We start from the raw sequence: 15,844 nt of genomic DNA on the forward strand, positions 1-15,844 counted from the left end.
TTTTACTTTATCTTGCTCAGTTAGGACCTTAGTCAGGCCCTGGTTAGGCTCTTGGTTAGGCTCTTGATTAGATAGTCGCCGCCAATTCTGCCCCCTGGCGGATGGCGCGTTTGGCATCAAGCTCGGCGGCCACATCGGCGCCGCCAATCAGATGGGTTTTAATACCGGCATCTTCCAGCTGCTGATACAGGCTGCGGTTAGGCTCCTGACCGGCACAAATGATGACATGGTCAACATCCAGGGTTTGCTGCTTGCCGTCAATATCAATCACTAACCCCTGATCCGTGATCGCTTTATAGCTGGCCCCGGGGATCATTTGCACACCTTTTTTCTGCAGGAATGCCCTGTGGATCCAGCCGGTGGTTTTACCTAAACCGGCACCGACCTTAGTGGTTTTACGTTGCAGTAAATAAATTTCACGCTCGGATTCCGCCGGCTCAGTACGGGCTTTTAACAGGGCACCGCCGGATTGATATTGCTTATCAACCCCCCACTCCTGCATCCAGGCTTCCGGATTGGTGGTCAGGGACTCTTTCTCACTCAGGTAGGAAGCAACATCAAAACCGATCCCGCCGGCGCCGATAATGGCCACTTTCCTGCCGATCACTTCTTTATCCCTGAGCACCTGTAAATAGGTTTTCACTTTCGGGTGCCTGATACCTTCGATATCCAGCTCCCTCGGCGTGATACCGGTAGCCACCACCACTTCATCGAAGTTGGCGGCTTTAAGCTGTTCAACCGTTTGCTCACTGTTTAAATGCACCTTCACCTTGAGCTGGCTCAGCTGGTTATTGAAATAACGCAAGGTTTCATAAAACTCTTCTTTACCCGGCACCTGCTTGGCAAAATTAAACTGACCGCCGATTTCACTGGCACGATCAAAAATCTCAACCTTATGACCCCGTTGCGCCGCATAGGCACTAAACGCCAGTCCGGCAGGGCCTGCCCCCACCACGGCAATATGCTTGCCTTTTGCCGCTTTGGCAAAGGTTAATTCGGTTTCATAACAGGCGGTCGGATTTACCAGACAGGAAGCGCGCTTTTGCTGGAAGACATGATCCAGACAAGCCTGGTTACAACCGATACAGGTATTGATGTCACCACTCTTGTTTTCTGCCGCTTTATTCATAAAGCTTTCATCCGCCAGGAAAGGCCTGGCCATAGACACCATATCGGCATGCCCGGCAGCCAGCACTTCTTCCGCCACTTCCGGGGTATTGATGCGGTTGGTGGTTACCAATGGGATCTTGATTTCCGACTTCATGCGCTCGGTGATCCAGGTAAAGGCGGCTCTTGGCACTGAGGTGGCTATGGTCGGTACCCGGGCTTCATGCCAGCCGATACCGGTATTGATGATGGTGGCACCGGCGGCTTCTATCGCCTTACCCATCTGCACCACTTCATCCCAGCTATTGCCGCCTTCGACAAAATCCAGCATAGACAAACGGAAAATAATAATAAATTTCTCACCGACTTTCGCCCGTACCGCCTTGACGATTTCCGTTGCCAGACGCATCCGGTTTTCAATCGGGCCACCCCATTCGTCGGTGCGTTTATTGGTTTGGGCACAGCTGAACTGGTTGATCAGGTAACCTTCCGAGCCCATGATCTCAACCCCGTCATAACCGGCTTTGGCAGCCAGACTGGCGGAGTAGGCGAAATCTTTTATGGTGCCGCGGATCTGACGCGCCGACAGCGCCGACGGAGTAAAAGGATTGATCGGCGCTTTTAATTTACTGGGCGCAACGCTAAAAGGATGATAGGAATAACGGCCGGCATGCAGGATTTGCATACAAATCTTGGTATCGTATTTATGCACCGCATCCGTGATCAGTTTATGTTTTTTCACATGCCAGAACTTACTCATTTCACCGGCAAACGGCGCCAGACGGCCACGAGTATTCGGGCTGATACCGCCGGTGACGATCAGGCCGACACCACCTTTTGCCCGGGCTTCATAAAAAGCCGCCAGTTTTTTAAAGCCTTCCTTTTCTTCTTCAAGGCCGGTATGCATAGAGCCCATTAGGCTGCGATTGGCGATTTTGGTGAACCCCAGATCCAGCGGGGCTAATAAGTTCGGGTAAGGTGATGTGTTATTCATATCAAGCCGTCTAATTTGAATTAAAAATGACCAAAGGTCTAACCAGTTGGCTATAAACTACTTGGTGTTGACACAAAACACAAGCAATTTTGACACCTGTCAGATTAAAAATTGATTGTATATTTTACCGCCACTTCTACCCGGGAGCGGACAGCAACAAAATTAAGGTGAAAATTCAAATGCTTTGAAAACTTGTGGCACAAAGCCCTGTTGATAAATAAAATTCGTTTATCCAAGCCAAAAAATGAAGCTTATGTATAAACAATCCCTGATTGAAAAAATCGTCCACCACCTGCAAACAGAACTGGAAAATGCCGTCCGGGCCGCCGAAAAGGCCCATTTGGCGGCCACCGATGATCAGTCGGTGGCGGAAACCCAATACGATACCCTGGCCATAGAAGCCGGTTACCTGGCAGAAGGCCAGTCCCGCCGCATTGTTGAATTTCAAAATGCCCTGGCCGCCTACCAACAACTGGAGCTGACCCCCTATAGCGAAAAGACCGGCATAGCTTTAGGGCATTTGATACAACTCGACGGTGATACAAAAAGAGAACACTGGTTTTTTCTCGGTCCGGCCGCCGCAGGTTACCGCACCCAGATAGAAGGGCAAAGCATTACCGTGATCACGCCACATTCTCCTATGGGTCAGGCATTATCGGGTAAGTTTATTGATGATGATATCTGTGTTGTGCTCGGCAAAGGCGAGCTAAAAGATTTTATTGCCGCCGTTGACTGATAAAGTGTGACAAAAAACGACCACCGGCAAATAAGACGAACAGGCGGGCCATAGAGCGCCCGCCAGGATTAAGAGTAAATGATTAAGAGACGCTGTCGGCCCTGTTAAGCAAGGCTTTCACATCTTTAAGATCGACCTGCTTTTCATCCACTTTTAAATAAGCCACGGCTTCGGAGTGCACCAGGGTCGCTTCAATCACGCCGGGCATATTGATCAGCAATTCCGCCACTTCATCGGCTTCCTCTTCAGAGGCAATATTGGTGGCAAAACTGTAACTTTTTGATTTTTTCAACGGTTTCATGCCCATAGCCGCAACAACCCACAGCAGGCTGAGCACAGCCATCACCAAAAAGATACTTTGCTCGCCATAAGCGGTTGATACCGCGCCACCGATCAAACCGCCGGCAAACGCCCCTAAAAACTGGCTGCTGGAGTATATGCCCATGGCACTGCCCTTGACCCCGGCGGGCGCCAGGCGGGATAAAATCGACGGCATAGTCGCTTCCAGATAATTAAAAGCGATGAAAAACAAGACGATCAGGGTGGCCAGCACGACAAAACTTGACGGCAGATACCAGAACAAGAGTAAAGACAGGGTCAATAGGGCAACCGCGGCAACAAACATTTGTTTTTCTTTTTGTTTCTTAATGGCAATTATCATAAAGGGCACCATAAAGAAGAAAGACCCCAATAATGCAGGCAGATACAATTGCCAGTGCTGTTCAAGCGCCAGGCCGGAATCGATCAACTGCTTAGGTAAGGTAACAAAGCAGGCGGTGAGCGCCATATGCAGCACAAAGACCCCGATATTAAGGCGGGATAACTGCCCGTGGCGGAACAGGGTATTGAGCTGCCCGGTCACGGCAACATTATCCCCCCGCGGCGCCTTATGCACCGACTGGGGCACCATAAACTGGATCATCAGCATCGCCAATACGGTCAGCGCAGCGGTGAACCAGAACAGGCCGCTTAAGCCAAACAGCTGCGCCACTATCGGGCCAAACACCATAGCAACGGTAAAAGACAAACCGATAAACATGCCTATGGTGGCCATCACCTTAGGCCGCTGCTCTTCGCGGCTTAAGTCGGCGGCCAGCGCCAACACCGCACTGGCAATCGCCCCCATGCCCTGCAGCGCCCGGCCAAAAACAACACCATAGATGGTATCCGACATGGCGGCGACGATACTGCCGAGCAAAAATACCAACAGCCCCGCCAGGATCACAGGTTTTCGGCCAAATTTATCCGATAAAATGCCCATGGGAATTTGCAACATCGCCTGGGTTAAACCGTAAGCCCCTATCGCCAGTCCCAGCCATACCGGGCTGTAACCGGCCAGCTGAGTACCGTATACGGCAAAAACCGGCAAAATCATAAATAAGCCGAGCATGCGTAAGCCAAAAACCGCAGCCAGGGAAAAAGCGGCTTTTTTCTCTATCTTGTTTAAACCTGTAACACTCATATCTCTTTACTTCGAACCTTACACTTACTTGCCTGAAAGCAATAAACGGGCATTTCCCCATAGGATGTTTTCAGCGGTAGTACTCATCATCAGCCCGGGCAACAGTAACCACTTTACTTCAGGCACGGGGCGATAAAAAACGCGTTATCTTATCACGAACCGGCTAACGCCTGACAGCTTATTTTTTACCGCCGCCGCCTGTTATCCCTCCTTCTTGCCGGCCAACTTGCTTAACCGGCAAAAACCTTTTTATTCGATAAATAACAAATAACTGTCCCCCTCCTCAGCCAGGGGCATTAAACAAAGAAACTTTACTTTTAAGGATGAAAGATGCGCAGAATCTATGCGATAATACCCGATTCGGTAGTTAGGCGGAATCGTTATGAGAAAGATAGAAGTTAGGGGCGCCCGTACCCATAACCTGAAAAACATCAATTTGGAAATTCCCCGCGATAAACTCGTGGTGATCACCGGCTTATCCGGCTCGGGTAAATCTTCATTAGCCTTCGATACCCTGTATGCGGAAGGCCAGCGCCGCTATGTAGAATCCCTGTCTACCTATGCCCGCCAGTTCCTGTCCCTGATGGAAAAACCCGATGTCGACCATATTGAAGGCTTGTCGCCGGCCATTTCCATCGAACAAAAATCGACTTCCCATAATCCCAGATCCACCGTAGGTACCATTACCGAAATTTATGATTATCTCAGGCTGTTGTATGCGCGGGTCGGCGAGCCCCGCTGTCCGGATCATCACCAGCCGCTGGCGGCACAAACCGTTTCGCAAATGGTGGATAAAGTCCTGGCGCTGGAAGAAGGCACCAAGGTCATGGTGCTGGCGCCGGTATTGCAAAACCGCAAAGGGGAGCATGTTAAACTGCTGGATAACCTCGCGGCCCAGGGCTATATCCGGGCAAGAATAGACGGTGAAGTGTGCGACCTCTCGGATCCGCCCCCCCTGGAACTGCATAAAAAGCACACCATAGAAGTGGTGGTGGACAGATTAAAGGTGCGCGACGATATCCAGCTGCGCTTATCCGAGTCTTTCGAAACCGCCCTTGCCCTGACCTCAGGCACCGCCACCGTCGCCTTTATGGATGAGCCGGATCGGGAAGAGTTGCTGTTTTCCGCCAATTTCGCCTGTCCGCAATGTGGCTACAGCATGCAGGAGCTCGAACCCAGGTTATTTTCCTTTAACAACCCCGCCGGTGCCTGTCAGACCTGCGACGGCCTGGGTATGAAACAATTTTTCGACCCTTCTAGGGTGATCTCCAATCCCGAGCTCAGCCTGTCCGGCGGCGCCATCCGCGGCTGGGACAAACGCAACTTCTACTATTTCCAGATGCTGCAGGCACTGGCGGATCATTATGACTTTGCCCTGGAAAAACCCTTTAACGAGCTGGATAAAAAAATCCAGAAACTGGTGTTATACGGCAGCGGCAAGCAGGATATCGAATTCAAATATATGAATGACCGCGGCGATGTCGTGGTGCGTAAACATCCGTTTGAAGGCATCTTGGTCAATATGGACCGCCGCTACCGGGAAACCGAGTCCAACGCGGTGCGTGAAGAGCTGGCCAAATACCTCAACAGCCAGCATTGCCCGGAATGTCAGGGCAGCCGCTTACGCCTGGAAGCACGCAATGTCTTTATTGAAGACACGCCTTTGCCGATTGTTGCCGATTTTGCCATCGCCGAAGCGCTGGAGTTCTTCTCCCAGCTGGAGTTCAGCGGCCAGAAAGGCCAGATCGCCGAAAAAATCCTGAAAGAAATCAAAGACAGATTAGGCTTCTTAGTCAATGTCGGCCTCAATTACCTCAACCTGTCCCGCAGCGCCGATACCCTATCCGGCGGTGAAGCCCAGCGTATCCGCCTTGCCAGCCAGATAGGCGCAGGTTTAGTCGGGGTCATGTACGTTTTGGACGAACCTTCCATCGGCCTGCACCAAAGGGATAACGAACGTCTGCTCAGCACTTTGATCCACTTGAGGGATCTCGGTAATACAGTAATCGTGGTCGAGCATGACGAAGATGCCATCCGCGCAGCGGATCATGTCATTGATATCGGCCCGGGGGCCGGGGTTCACGGCGGTGAAATCATCGCCGACGGTACCATGGAAGATATTATCGCCAACAAGGACTCGCTCACCGGAAAATATCTCTCGGGTGTTGAAAAAATCGATATCCCCGCCAGCCGCACGGCCATGGATAAAGAGCAGCAGGTGGTGCTGAAAGGCGCCAGCGGCAACAACCTTAAAAATGTCGATCTCAGCATACCGGTCGGCCTGATGACCTGTATCACCGGCGTCTCCGGTTCAGGCAAGTCGACCCTGATCAACGACACCCTGTACAAGCTGGCCCATATCCAGCTCAACGGCGCCACCACCCAGGAGCCTGCCCCCCATAAAAGCATTACCGGGCTGGAGCTGCTGGATAAGGTCATCGATATCGACCAGAGCCCGATAGGGCGCACCCCGAGATCTAACCCCGCCACCTATACCGGCATCTTTACCGCCATTAGGGAAATTTTTTCCGCCACCCAGGAGTCACGCTCCCGGGGTTATAAACCCGGCCGTTTCAGCTTTAACGTCAAAGGCGGCCGCTGTGAGGCTTGTCAGGGAGACGGATTGATCAAGGTAGAAATGCACTTCCTGCCGGATGTTTACGTGCCCTGCGATGTCTGTAAAAGCAAGCGTTACAACCGGGAAACCCTGGAGATCCGCTATAAGGGCAAAAACATCCACGAAGTGCTGGAGATGACCATAGAAGACGGCCTGGAGTTTTTCAGCGCTATTCCCGCGGTCAAACGTAAGCTGCAAACCCTGATGGATGTCGGCCTCAGTTACATTAAACTGGGACAGTCCGCCACCACCTTGTCCGGCGGTGAAGCCCAGCGGGTCAAGCTGGCCAAGGAGCTGTCCAAAAGGGATACCGGCAAAACCCTGTATATTCTCGATGAACCGACCACAGGTTTGCACTTCCATGATATCAAGCAGTTATTGCAGGTGATCCACCGCCTCAGGGATCACGGCAACACCATAGTGGTGATTGAGCATAACCTGGATGTGATCAAAACCGCCGACTGGATCGTCGACTTAGGCCCGGAAGGCGGCTCAGGCGGCGGCGAAATCCTGGTCACCGGCACCCCGGAGCAGGTCGCCGAACACAAGCAGTCGCATACCGCCCGCTTCCTGAAACCCCTGCTGGCTTAAGCGCACAAGGTAAGCTGAAATAACAGGTTTGCTTCCTTTCAAAGGAAAGCAAGCCTGTTATCATCTCTCTTTATCTTCTTAAAAAGAAACATTTTTATCTTCATTCAGATCCGGTAGGATAATGATCAGTTGTTGAAATAATTATCACCTTAGTGATAGCAAAAGAAACAGGATCTGACTATGTTTACCCGCTGGCAAAACCCCCTGATCTACAGCCTGGCCTTTAGTAGTGGTTTCACTATCATGGGCATAGAACTACTGGGAGGACGGATCCTGGCGCCCTTTTTCGGCAGCAGCATACATATCTGGGGCAGTATCATTACCGTGTTTATGGTGAGCCTGTCCTTCGGTTACCTGCTCGGCGGCAAACTCTCTACCCGCAACGCTTCCCTGAAACGCTTCGGCATCATCTATTTGCTCGGCGGCATCTTTATTCTACCTATCGCCTTGTATGCCAATGAGATCATGCAGGCGATTTTCCTGCAGACAGAAGACAGCCGCTACGGCTCATTAATGGCTGCCAGCGCCTTGTTTTTCCTGCCGACGGTGATCCTCGGCATGTTATCCCCCTATTCGGTGCGGCTGTTAGTCAAAAATAAAAATGAAAGCGGCCAGGTGGCGGGCATATTATATTTTGTCTCTACCCTGGGCAGCGCCCTGGGCACAATAATCACTTCGTTTTACCTGGTACTCTATCTCGAGGTCAACCAGATTATTTTCACCTTCAGCGCCCTGCTGCTGTTGCTGGGACTGATCGCCATTGCCGCCGACAAAATAATCAAAAATACCGCGATGCAAGTTAAAGATCAGGAAGTCCGTCATGTTTAAACCCGCTTTACCGACACTGTTGCTGTTATTGCTGGCAGCCTGCTCTCCCTGGCCCGGCAATGCCGAAGTCGTCCATAGCGAGCGCTCCCTGTACCGCAATATCATGGTGGAAGACAAAGGAGACTTACGCTGCTTAAGGTTTAACGTCAAACAGAATAAATCCAACCAAAGCTGCCTTTACAAAAGCCAGCCGCAACAACTGGTATTTAACTATACCAAGCTGCTGTTTTCCGGGTTATTGCTCAACAGCAGGCCAGATAACATACTTATCATAGGTCTGGGGGGCGGCACTATGTCCAATACCCTGCACCAGCTCTACCCCCAGGCGCGCATTGAAAATGTTGAAATAGATCCCGCGGTTATCAAGGTCGCCCGGGAATACTTTGGCTTTTTCGAAAACGAGCGCGTCACGGCAACCGATCAGGACGGACGCTTGTTTATTAAACGGGCGTTGATGAAAAAACAGCAATACGACTGGATCATCCTAGACGCCTTTAACGGCGAATACATTCCCGAACATCTGCTGACACGGGAGTTTTTATCGGAAGCCAGACAACTGCTCAGTGACAAAGGAGTTTTAAGCGCCAATACTTTTTCCAACAGCGGTTTATACGCCTACGAGTCCGCCACTTATTACGACGTTTTCGGCGATTACTTTAATGTCAGGAATAACAAAAACGAAAACCGCATTATTTTAACCGGCAAGCAGGCACTGCCGGATATCAAAACCCTGAGCCAGCGCCTGCCTGTCCTCGACAAGCAATTAAAACCTTTTGGTGTCGACATCAAAGAAATTTTCGCCAATATGGCCCTGGCCTCACAGGAGCGCGACTGGCCGCAAGATACCCGGGTGTTAACGGATCAATACTCCCCGGCAAACCTGCTCAATATCGACAAATAATTGGCCAAAACTTAGTCATAGACATCAGCAAGATAGCAGGCAACTCCCGGCGCCGCCAGGCGCCAGCCACCGGGATAAAGCCTGGCCTGTCAAAAATAAATACTGCTACAACAAATAGTTAAAAACTATGATCTCCGTCAGCAATTGCCTGTGAATTACAATTTAACCGTAGTTTTTGATTTCTTTTTAGCCTATATTAGGTATAAATAATTTGGCGTAAAAGAATACCAAACTGATTTATTCAATGTACACCCGCCGGCTTTAAGACCCTGGGATAAACGGATTTTCTGTACATCTGGTATATCTACATTCAGCAGATTTTGTGCGGTTATCGGCTTGGTATCATCTACCTGGAGAGATAAAATGCAGTCAAAGAAGTCTCAAACTCGTCCGCTTGGTCCCCAACGCGCAGGCAGGGTAAAACCGACCCCTGAACCTGCGGTTGAGGCCAGTGATGATTTTGACGTAATTGTCAAAGAGCCGCAGAGTGAGCTATTACTTAAGGATAAACACAGCAACACTCCGTATATGTATTTTACCGAAAAGGATCTGTCGAGGATCCTGAAAAATCTCGATGTCCTGCGCAGCGAAGTTTATCCCAGCGAACACAACCAGGAAGAAAATGAGCGTAAATTGCCCAACTTCCCTTCGGTATGTTTGATCGGTTTGGGCCGTTGCGGCTCTAATATCGCCCTGGATGTCGCCTCCCTGGTACATAACGCCCGCAACTTTTACCTGACGGAATTTAACCACGAACAAAAGCAGGCCAAGGAAAAAGAAGCGCGGCCGGTAAAATGGATCCAGCGTAGCCTGAAACTCCAGCAAAAGAAAACCGTCAAGCCGGTGTTTTTAATCGAACCCCTGGTGATGCTCGGCGATCTCGACAAAGATATCGAAGGCCGTATCCGCTTCTCGTCCAAAGGCATAGACAATGACTTTTTGCGGGAATACAACAAGCTGAAAATCATGGACTTATCGGAAGTCCATGCCGGCGGCGCCGGTAACGCCCCGATTTTAGGCCAGTACCTGGCAAAAATTATTCTCAATAAAGACACTGAGCATTTCAGCAACTCCGACTGGAAGTTTATCCACTCCTATCTTATCGACTCCTGCGGCATCAAGGCCAACCAGTCGCGGCTGTATTTTTATATTTTCAGCGCCGGCGGCGGTACCGGCTCGGGTATGGCTTCGGAATTCGGCCTGGCCCAACAATACTCCTATATGAGTAAAACCTTTGATATCCGCCCGGAAAAAGAGCTGGTCAGCCAGAACCAGTCTTTTGTGTTTGAACCGATTTTTACCAGCGGCATCTGTATCTTGCCGAACATCACCGATCAGGGAGTGGAAATGTCGGAAGCCCTGCATATCAATGCCGGGCGTCTGCTGTGTAAATACCTGTCGGAGGAATGGAATTTCTCCTACAACATGGACAACGAAGACAGCACCTCGGAAAATGTCATGCGCCGCATCCGGCCATGGAATTCCATGATGCTTATCTCCAACGACATCATGCGCTACGCCGAGCAAAACGACTCCGACGGCGGCATCCAGCATATCGATGTCAATGCCATGGAGAAACACGCCAACCAGTATATCAGCCAGCAGATTTTTAATATCTTAACCGCCCAGGCGGTGACCACAGATTACGACGAAAATTACTTCCGCCGTGCCGGTATCGATATCGGCGAAACCATACGCCTGGATGCCAACGATCTCTTTATGAGTCTGGCGGGCCCGGTGGCCATCGCCTATGCCGAATCTGTGGTGGCAGACAGCAGCCAGTCCGCAGAAAGCAAGCTTAAGCTCGGCAACGGTGAGCAGTTGATACTCGATATCGACGATCTCTTCTACCGCTCCATCGACCTGCCCCATTACAACAAGCAGACTCAGGCGATTGAAGGGGTAAGTTTACTGCCGGTGGAATCAGAACGTTACCGGGAGGCACTGCGCCAGTACAAGGATTCCAACTATAATGCCAAACACCTCTCGGATCTGCATTTCTTTAAGAACTGCTCTTCCGTGGTGTCGATTATTTCCTTGCCCAAAGACTATAAGCTCTCTTACATGGATCTGAACAAGCTGAAAATGCACCTTAACAGTTTGTTCCCCAATACCACCTTAAAACGTTATGCCCTGGTGATAGGCGCCTCTGCCAACCTGTCCCTGACCACCTTGATTGCCAAAAGCCCGTGTTTAAGCGATGACTTCCTGACCCTGATCGTCGCCTATATCAAACGCTGTTTTGCCAAGGACGACCACAGGTTTGACGACTCGCTGGACAAGGCCATTATCGACTTTATCCGCGCACCGGTCTTTAACGAAAGTAAGCTTGAAGCCATGCTGGTGGAAAATGAAAACCCGGCAAAAATCCTGGATACCAACTGGTATGCCATCAAGCCTATGTATGAGAAAAAATACCGCGAGCTGATCCAGGACGGTAAGAAGTTTACTTCTATCAATGATATCCGCCTGACCCTGGATTGCGTGAAAAAGTCTATCCATTATTTGCGGGAAATCTACCGCCACAAAATCAGTAAAACCAAAATCATCTCCCTTAATGATCATTTTAGTTTTTCCGAGGAACTGTCGGAGAAGAAACCTGCCAAGGCGAAAAGAACTAAAAAAGAAGATCTCAAAGAGCAGGATATCAAAAAAGACGAATAAACTTAAAACAGCAAGCCGGCATTTACTGCCGGCTTGTTGCCTTCAGGATACTCTTGGCTGCAATCCCGGCAAAAATTATGACTTAGACTTTGCCGGACGCTTCAAGGTCAGCGTCCCCGGCGAAGATTTTTTCCGGGTATTGACGACTTTCACCAGGCCTTTGCCTTTACCCGGTTGCCGGCCTTTATCGGCCTTTTTATGGTCCGGGAACTGGTTTTTTTTCTTTTCTCCCCGCCCTTTTTCCGGTGTTTTCGGCCTGCTTTGTGTTTTCACATCAGCCTGGGTTTCGACTTTATCTTTAGGTAAGGCAGTATCGGCTGCGGTTTTGCTGGAACCGGCCACCGCAGCATTAATTTCCGCCATTTCCTGTACCGTCAAATCCCGCCACTGACCGGGTCTGAGTTTTTCCAGGGTGACATTCATGATCCGGGTGCGTTTAAGTTTTTTCACTTCATAACCCAGGTATTCACACATGCGGCGGATCTGGCGGTTTAATCCCTGGGTCAGGATAATACGAAACACAAAACGGCTTTGCATCTTCACCTGGCACGGCTGGGTAATGGTGCCGAGAATGGGCACCCCTTTTGACATACGCTCGATAAAACGCTCACTGATGGGTTTGTCCACCGTAACCACGTATTCCTTGTCGTGGGCATTTTCCGCCCGCAATATCTTGTTGACGATATCGCCGTCGCTGGTCAGGAAAATTAGCCCTTCCGAGGGTTTGTCCAAACGCCCTATCGGGAAGATACGCTCTTTATGGCGGATGGCATCGATAATATTGCCCCTGACATGGCGCTCTGTGGTGCAGGTAATACCTATCGGCTTGTTGTAGGCAATATAGATGCGATCAGATTTGTTTTCCGGGCTGGCACTGATTGGTTTGCCGTCAACTTCCACGGTATCGCCGGGTAATACCTTAGTCCCCAGCTCGGGATGTTTGCCGTTGATGGTGACACGATTTTTTTCGATCAGCTTATCCGCTTCCCGGCGGGAGCAAAAGCCCGATTCACTGATAAATTTATTCAGGCGTTTTTCATTGCTGCTCACTGGCACTCCGGGTCATTGCTTGTTCGGGCTTATGGATGTTAAGCCGGGTCAGATATTAAATAGCGCTAGTATACTAAAGCCCCGGCCAGGATAGCCAGCGCAATAGAAACAGCAACAACAAGTTTCCACGCTGTCACCGTGCTTTTATCAACAAGCTCTGGTCCGTAACCGGCGACAAACAGTGCTCACCCGGCAACTGAAAATAAAAGCTATGGCCGGCTATTTACTTCGGCTTTGACAATAACAGTACCTGTCATTTTCGGGTGCGGGCCGCACACATAAGGATAGCTGCCTTCCTTATCAAAGCGCTGCTCAAAAGTTTCACCGGGGAAAAAAATATCCGGCTCCTCTTCGGTAAACTGCTTAAACCAGACATTATGATATTGCCTTTTTTCCTTATTGCGCCAAATCACCGTATCCCCGGGGGCTATGACCACCTGCTGCGGGGTGAATTTCATCTTGACTATGCTCACTTCCACTTGTTTCGCGTTTGCCAATCCCGAGAGCAACAACAGGCCAAGGGAGGCCAGCGCAGTGATTGTTTTCATCCTATGCCGTCCTTTGTTATTTTGAGTAACTTAACACCATGAATAATAACGCCTTCATAAGTATTAACACCAGCTAAAGCCGGACATTTTTCAGACAGTTATTTCTTAACCCGAAGTAAAGACGAATAACACAGCAGCTTAACGGGGGCGGAAAGGGGGTTTTCAAGTTAGCAACAGACTGCCGTTTACATCTGTCAACGGCTGGGGTTTGGCTATGCCATAACCCTGGCCATAGTCGACACCAATTTCTTTAAGACAGGCAATAATGGCATCATTTTCAACAAACTCGGCTATGGTTTTTAGCTCCATCACATGACCGATTTCATTGATGGATTTCACCATGGCCCTGTCGATGACATCAAGCGCCATGTTTTTTACAAAAAGGCCGTCTATTTTCAGGTAGTCTACCGGCAGGTTTTTTAAATAGGCAAAAGAAGACAGGCCGCTGCCAAAGTCATCCAGTGACAGCTTGCATCCCGACTGCTGTAAATTACGGATAAAGTGGTTGACGGATGACAGGTTGGAAATGGCGGCGGTTTCGGTAATTTCAAAACTGATCATGCCGGGAGGGATGTTAAAATACGCCAGCTGTTCGTTGATAAACGCCAGGGATTGCTCATCACTTAAGGTACAGCCGGAAAGGTTGATGGCAAAACTATACCCCTGCCCGCTCAAGCGGGTATTTTCCTTGGCAATCAGTTTAAAAACATGGGAAATCACCCATTTATCGATTTTTGTCATCAAGCCGAAACGTTCCGCAGCAGGAATAAACTCACCGGGTAAAATCAGCTTTCCGTCTTCGTCGAGCATCCGGACCAGGATTTCAAAATGTATGCTCTTGTTCATGTCGGCTAACGGCACGATTTTTTGCGCATACAGGGTAAAACGATCCTCAGCTAATGCCCGCTGGATACGGGGAAACCATTCCATTTCCCCCTGATGGTAGACGGCGGCACAGTTTTCCGAGCGGTAGAAGTGTACCTGGTCCCGGCCGCTTTTTTTGGCGGCATAACAGGCGGCATCCGCCTTACAAAGAATATCTTCGGCACTTTCGCAGCTCGGGGTAACTTCCACCACGCCGATACTGACACCGATATTAAAGATTTTCTCCCCCCAGCTAAAACGGAATTGCTGAATGGCAATACGGATCATATTGGCAATGTTTGCTGCCGCCTCCGCCGGACAGTCAAGCAACTGAATACCAAACTCATCTCCCCCCAGCCTGGCCAGCAGATCATTGGCGCGGATATTAGCGGCCAGCAAGCGGGAAATTTGTTTAAGCAGTTCATCCCCCGCCGCATGGCCACAGGTATCATTGACAATTTTAAACCTGTCCAGATCTAAATAAAGCAAGGCATGGCTGTTATTCTGGTGGCGGACATTGTTCACCATTTCCGCCAGCTTGTCGTCAAATGCCCTGCGGTTAAGCAAAGCCGTCAGGGTATCATGGGATGCCTGCCAGTTAATCTGCCGTGCCAGCTGGCGTGCATTAGTGACATCCCTGAAAATCGCCACCACACCTAAAGTCTCATGGTTTTGATCGCAAATAGGCGCCATAGAAAGCTCTATCGCCAGGTTAGCGCCGCTTTTCGGTTGTAGCTCCAACTCCAGTTCACCAAGCTCCGGTGCCTGGCTTTTTTGCAAACAGTGGCCTACCGGCTCTGACATTAACGCCTCTTTTTTATCGATAACGCTTAATACCTTATCCCAGGGCAAGCCAAGCGCTTGCTGAAACGACCAACCGGTCAGCTTTTCCGCGACGATATTCATATAATCGACCCGGCCGTCGACATCCAGGGTAATAACGGCATCGGCAATAGAAGACAGGATAGCCCGGGTGTGAAGTTCCTGGTGCTTATACTCATTCGCCTGGTGACGCAGCATTTTATCCCTGGCGCTGGCAGGGCTGACATCTATCACTTGCACCAGGCTATAATTGCCGCCGTTATGAATGGGTTTCACCATGATCATTTGCGACATCAGTTGTTTTTTCTTACGGTCTTCTGGAGATTTATAGAGGGGTAAGCTGTGGGGATTGAATTTTTGCGACAACACAGCAGACATGCCCCGCAACAGAGCGTCGTCTATGGCCTGTTGCAACCTCAGGTTGCTAAAACCGGTAAACAGCTGTTCCAGCGTTTTCCCGGTGGCGTGATCTCCCTTGATGCCGGACATCTGTGCCATCCAGCTATTCCAGCATACGATGCTTTTATCCCGGCCGAGAATAAAGATGCCGATATCACTTTTATCGATCACATCACAGGCCAGCTTTTCCAGATCAAAATCCACAGCGGCGGGGCTTTGTTCCACCAAATCTAATTCAGTTTGCTGTTTGAAGTCCATATC

At 50.0% G+C, this 15,844-nt stretch carries 10 protein-coding genes; 5 read left to right on the forward strand and 5 right to left on the reverse strand.

Annotated elements, in window-relative coordinates; all coding sequences use genetic code 11:
- Positions 1–67: 67 nt before the first annotated feature.
- The gene (locus QL234_RS27990) at positions 68–2,101 is read right to left on the reverse strand and encodes an NADPH-dependent 2,4-dienoyl-CoA reductase (RefSeq protein ID WP_281561056.1); all 2,034 of its coding nucleotides are present in this window, start codon (positions 2,099–2,101) and stop codon (positions 68–70) included.
- Positions 2,102–2,354: 253 nt separating this feature from the next.
- Between QL234_RS27990 and QL234_RS27995 the strand changes: the two genes are divergently transcribed.
- Positions 2,355–2,837 (forward strand): hypothetical protein, encoded by a 483-nt coding sequence (locus QL234_RS27995; RefSeq protein ID WP_281561057.1) that lies wholly within the window; start codon positions 2,355–2,357, stop codon positions 2,835–2,837.
- Between the two features lie 82 nt (positions 2,838–2,919).
- Here QL234_RS27995 and QL234_RS28000 read toward each other — a convergent pair whose 3' ends face one another.
- Positions 2,920–4,299 (reverse strand): MFS transporter, encoded by a 1,380-nt coding sequence (locus QL234_RS28000; RefSeq protein ID WP_281561058.1) that lies wholly within the window; start codon positions 4,297–4,299, stop codon positions 2,920–2,922.
- A gap of 382 nt (positions 4,300–4,681) precedes the next feature.
- Between QL234_RS28000 and uvrA the strand changes: the two genes are divergently transcribed.
- From uvrA to QL234_RS28020, 4 genes are all read left to right on the forward strand, one after another.
- The gene (gene uvrA, locus QL234_RS28005) at positions 4,682–7,507 is read left to right on the forward strand and encodes an excinuclease ABC subunit UvrA (RefSeq protein ID WP_281561059.1); all 2,826 of its coding nucleotides are present in this window, start codon (positions 4,682–4,684) and stop codon (positions 7,505–7,507) included.
- A 180-nt stretch (positions 7,508–7,687) separates the two neighbouring features.
- A complete protein-coding gene (locus QL234_RS28010) occupies positions 7,688–8,335 on the forward strand; it encodes a fused MFS/spermidine synthase (RefSeq protein ID WP_281561060.1) in 648 nt (215 codons plus the stop codon).
- Positions 8,328–9,236 (forward strand): fused MFS/spermidine synthase, encoded by a 909-nt coding sequence (locus QL234_RS28015; protein ID WP_281561061.1) that lies wholly within the window; start codon positions 8,328–8,330, stop codon positions 9,234–9,236. The genes QL234_RS28010 and QL234_RS28015 overlap by 8 nt, the downstream gene beginning before the upstream one ends.
- 363 nt (positions 9,237–9,599) lie before the next feature.
- Positions 9,600–11,900: a hypothetical protein gene (locus QL234_RS28020; protein ID WP_281561062.1), complete on the forward strand. Its 2,301-nt coding sequence runs from the start codon at positions 9,600–9,602 to the stop codon at positions 11,898–11,900.
- Between the two features lie 75 nt (positions 11,901–11,975).
- Here the strand turns inward: QL234_RS28020 and rluF are convergent, their stop codons facing one another.
- From rluF to QL234_RS28035, 3 genes are all read right to left on the reverse strand, one after another.
- Positions 11,976–12,956, reverse strand: a complete 981-nt coding sequence (rluF, locus tag QL234_RS28025; protein ID WP_281561063.1) for a 23S rRNA pseudouridine(2604) synthase RluF — start codon at positions 12,954–12,956, stop codon at positions 11,976–11,978.
- Between the two features lie 203 nt (positions 12,957–13,159).
- Positions 13,160–13,498 carry a plastocyanin/azurin family copper-binding protein gene (locus QL234_RS28030; RefSeq protein WP_281561064.1) on the reverse strand — a complete coding sequence of 113 codons (339 nt, stop codon included), beginning with the start codon at positions 13,496–13,498 and terminating at the stop codon, positions 13,160–13,162.
- 162 nt (positions 13,499–13,660) lie between these two features.
- Positions 13,661–15,841 (reverse strand): EAL domain-containing protein, encoded by a 2,181-nt coding sequence (locus QL234_RS28035; RefSeq protein WP_281561065.1) that lies wholly within the window; start codon positions 15,839–15,841, stop codon positions 13,661–13,663.
- Between the last annotated feature and the right edge of the window lie 3 nt (positions 15,842–15,844).

It is taken from the genome of Thalassomonas sp. RHCl1, assembly GCF_947387555.1.
Taxonomy (GTDB): Bacteria; Pseudomonadota; Gammaproteobacteria; order Enterobacterales; family Alteromonadaceae; genus Thalassomonas.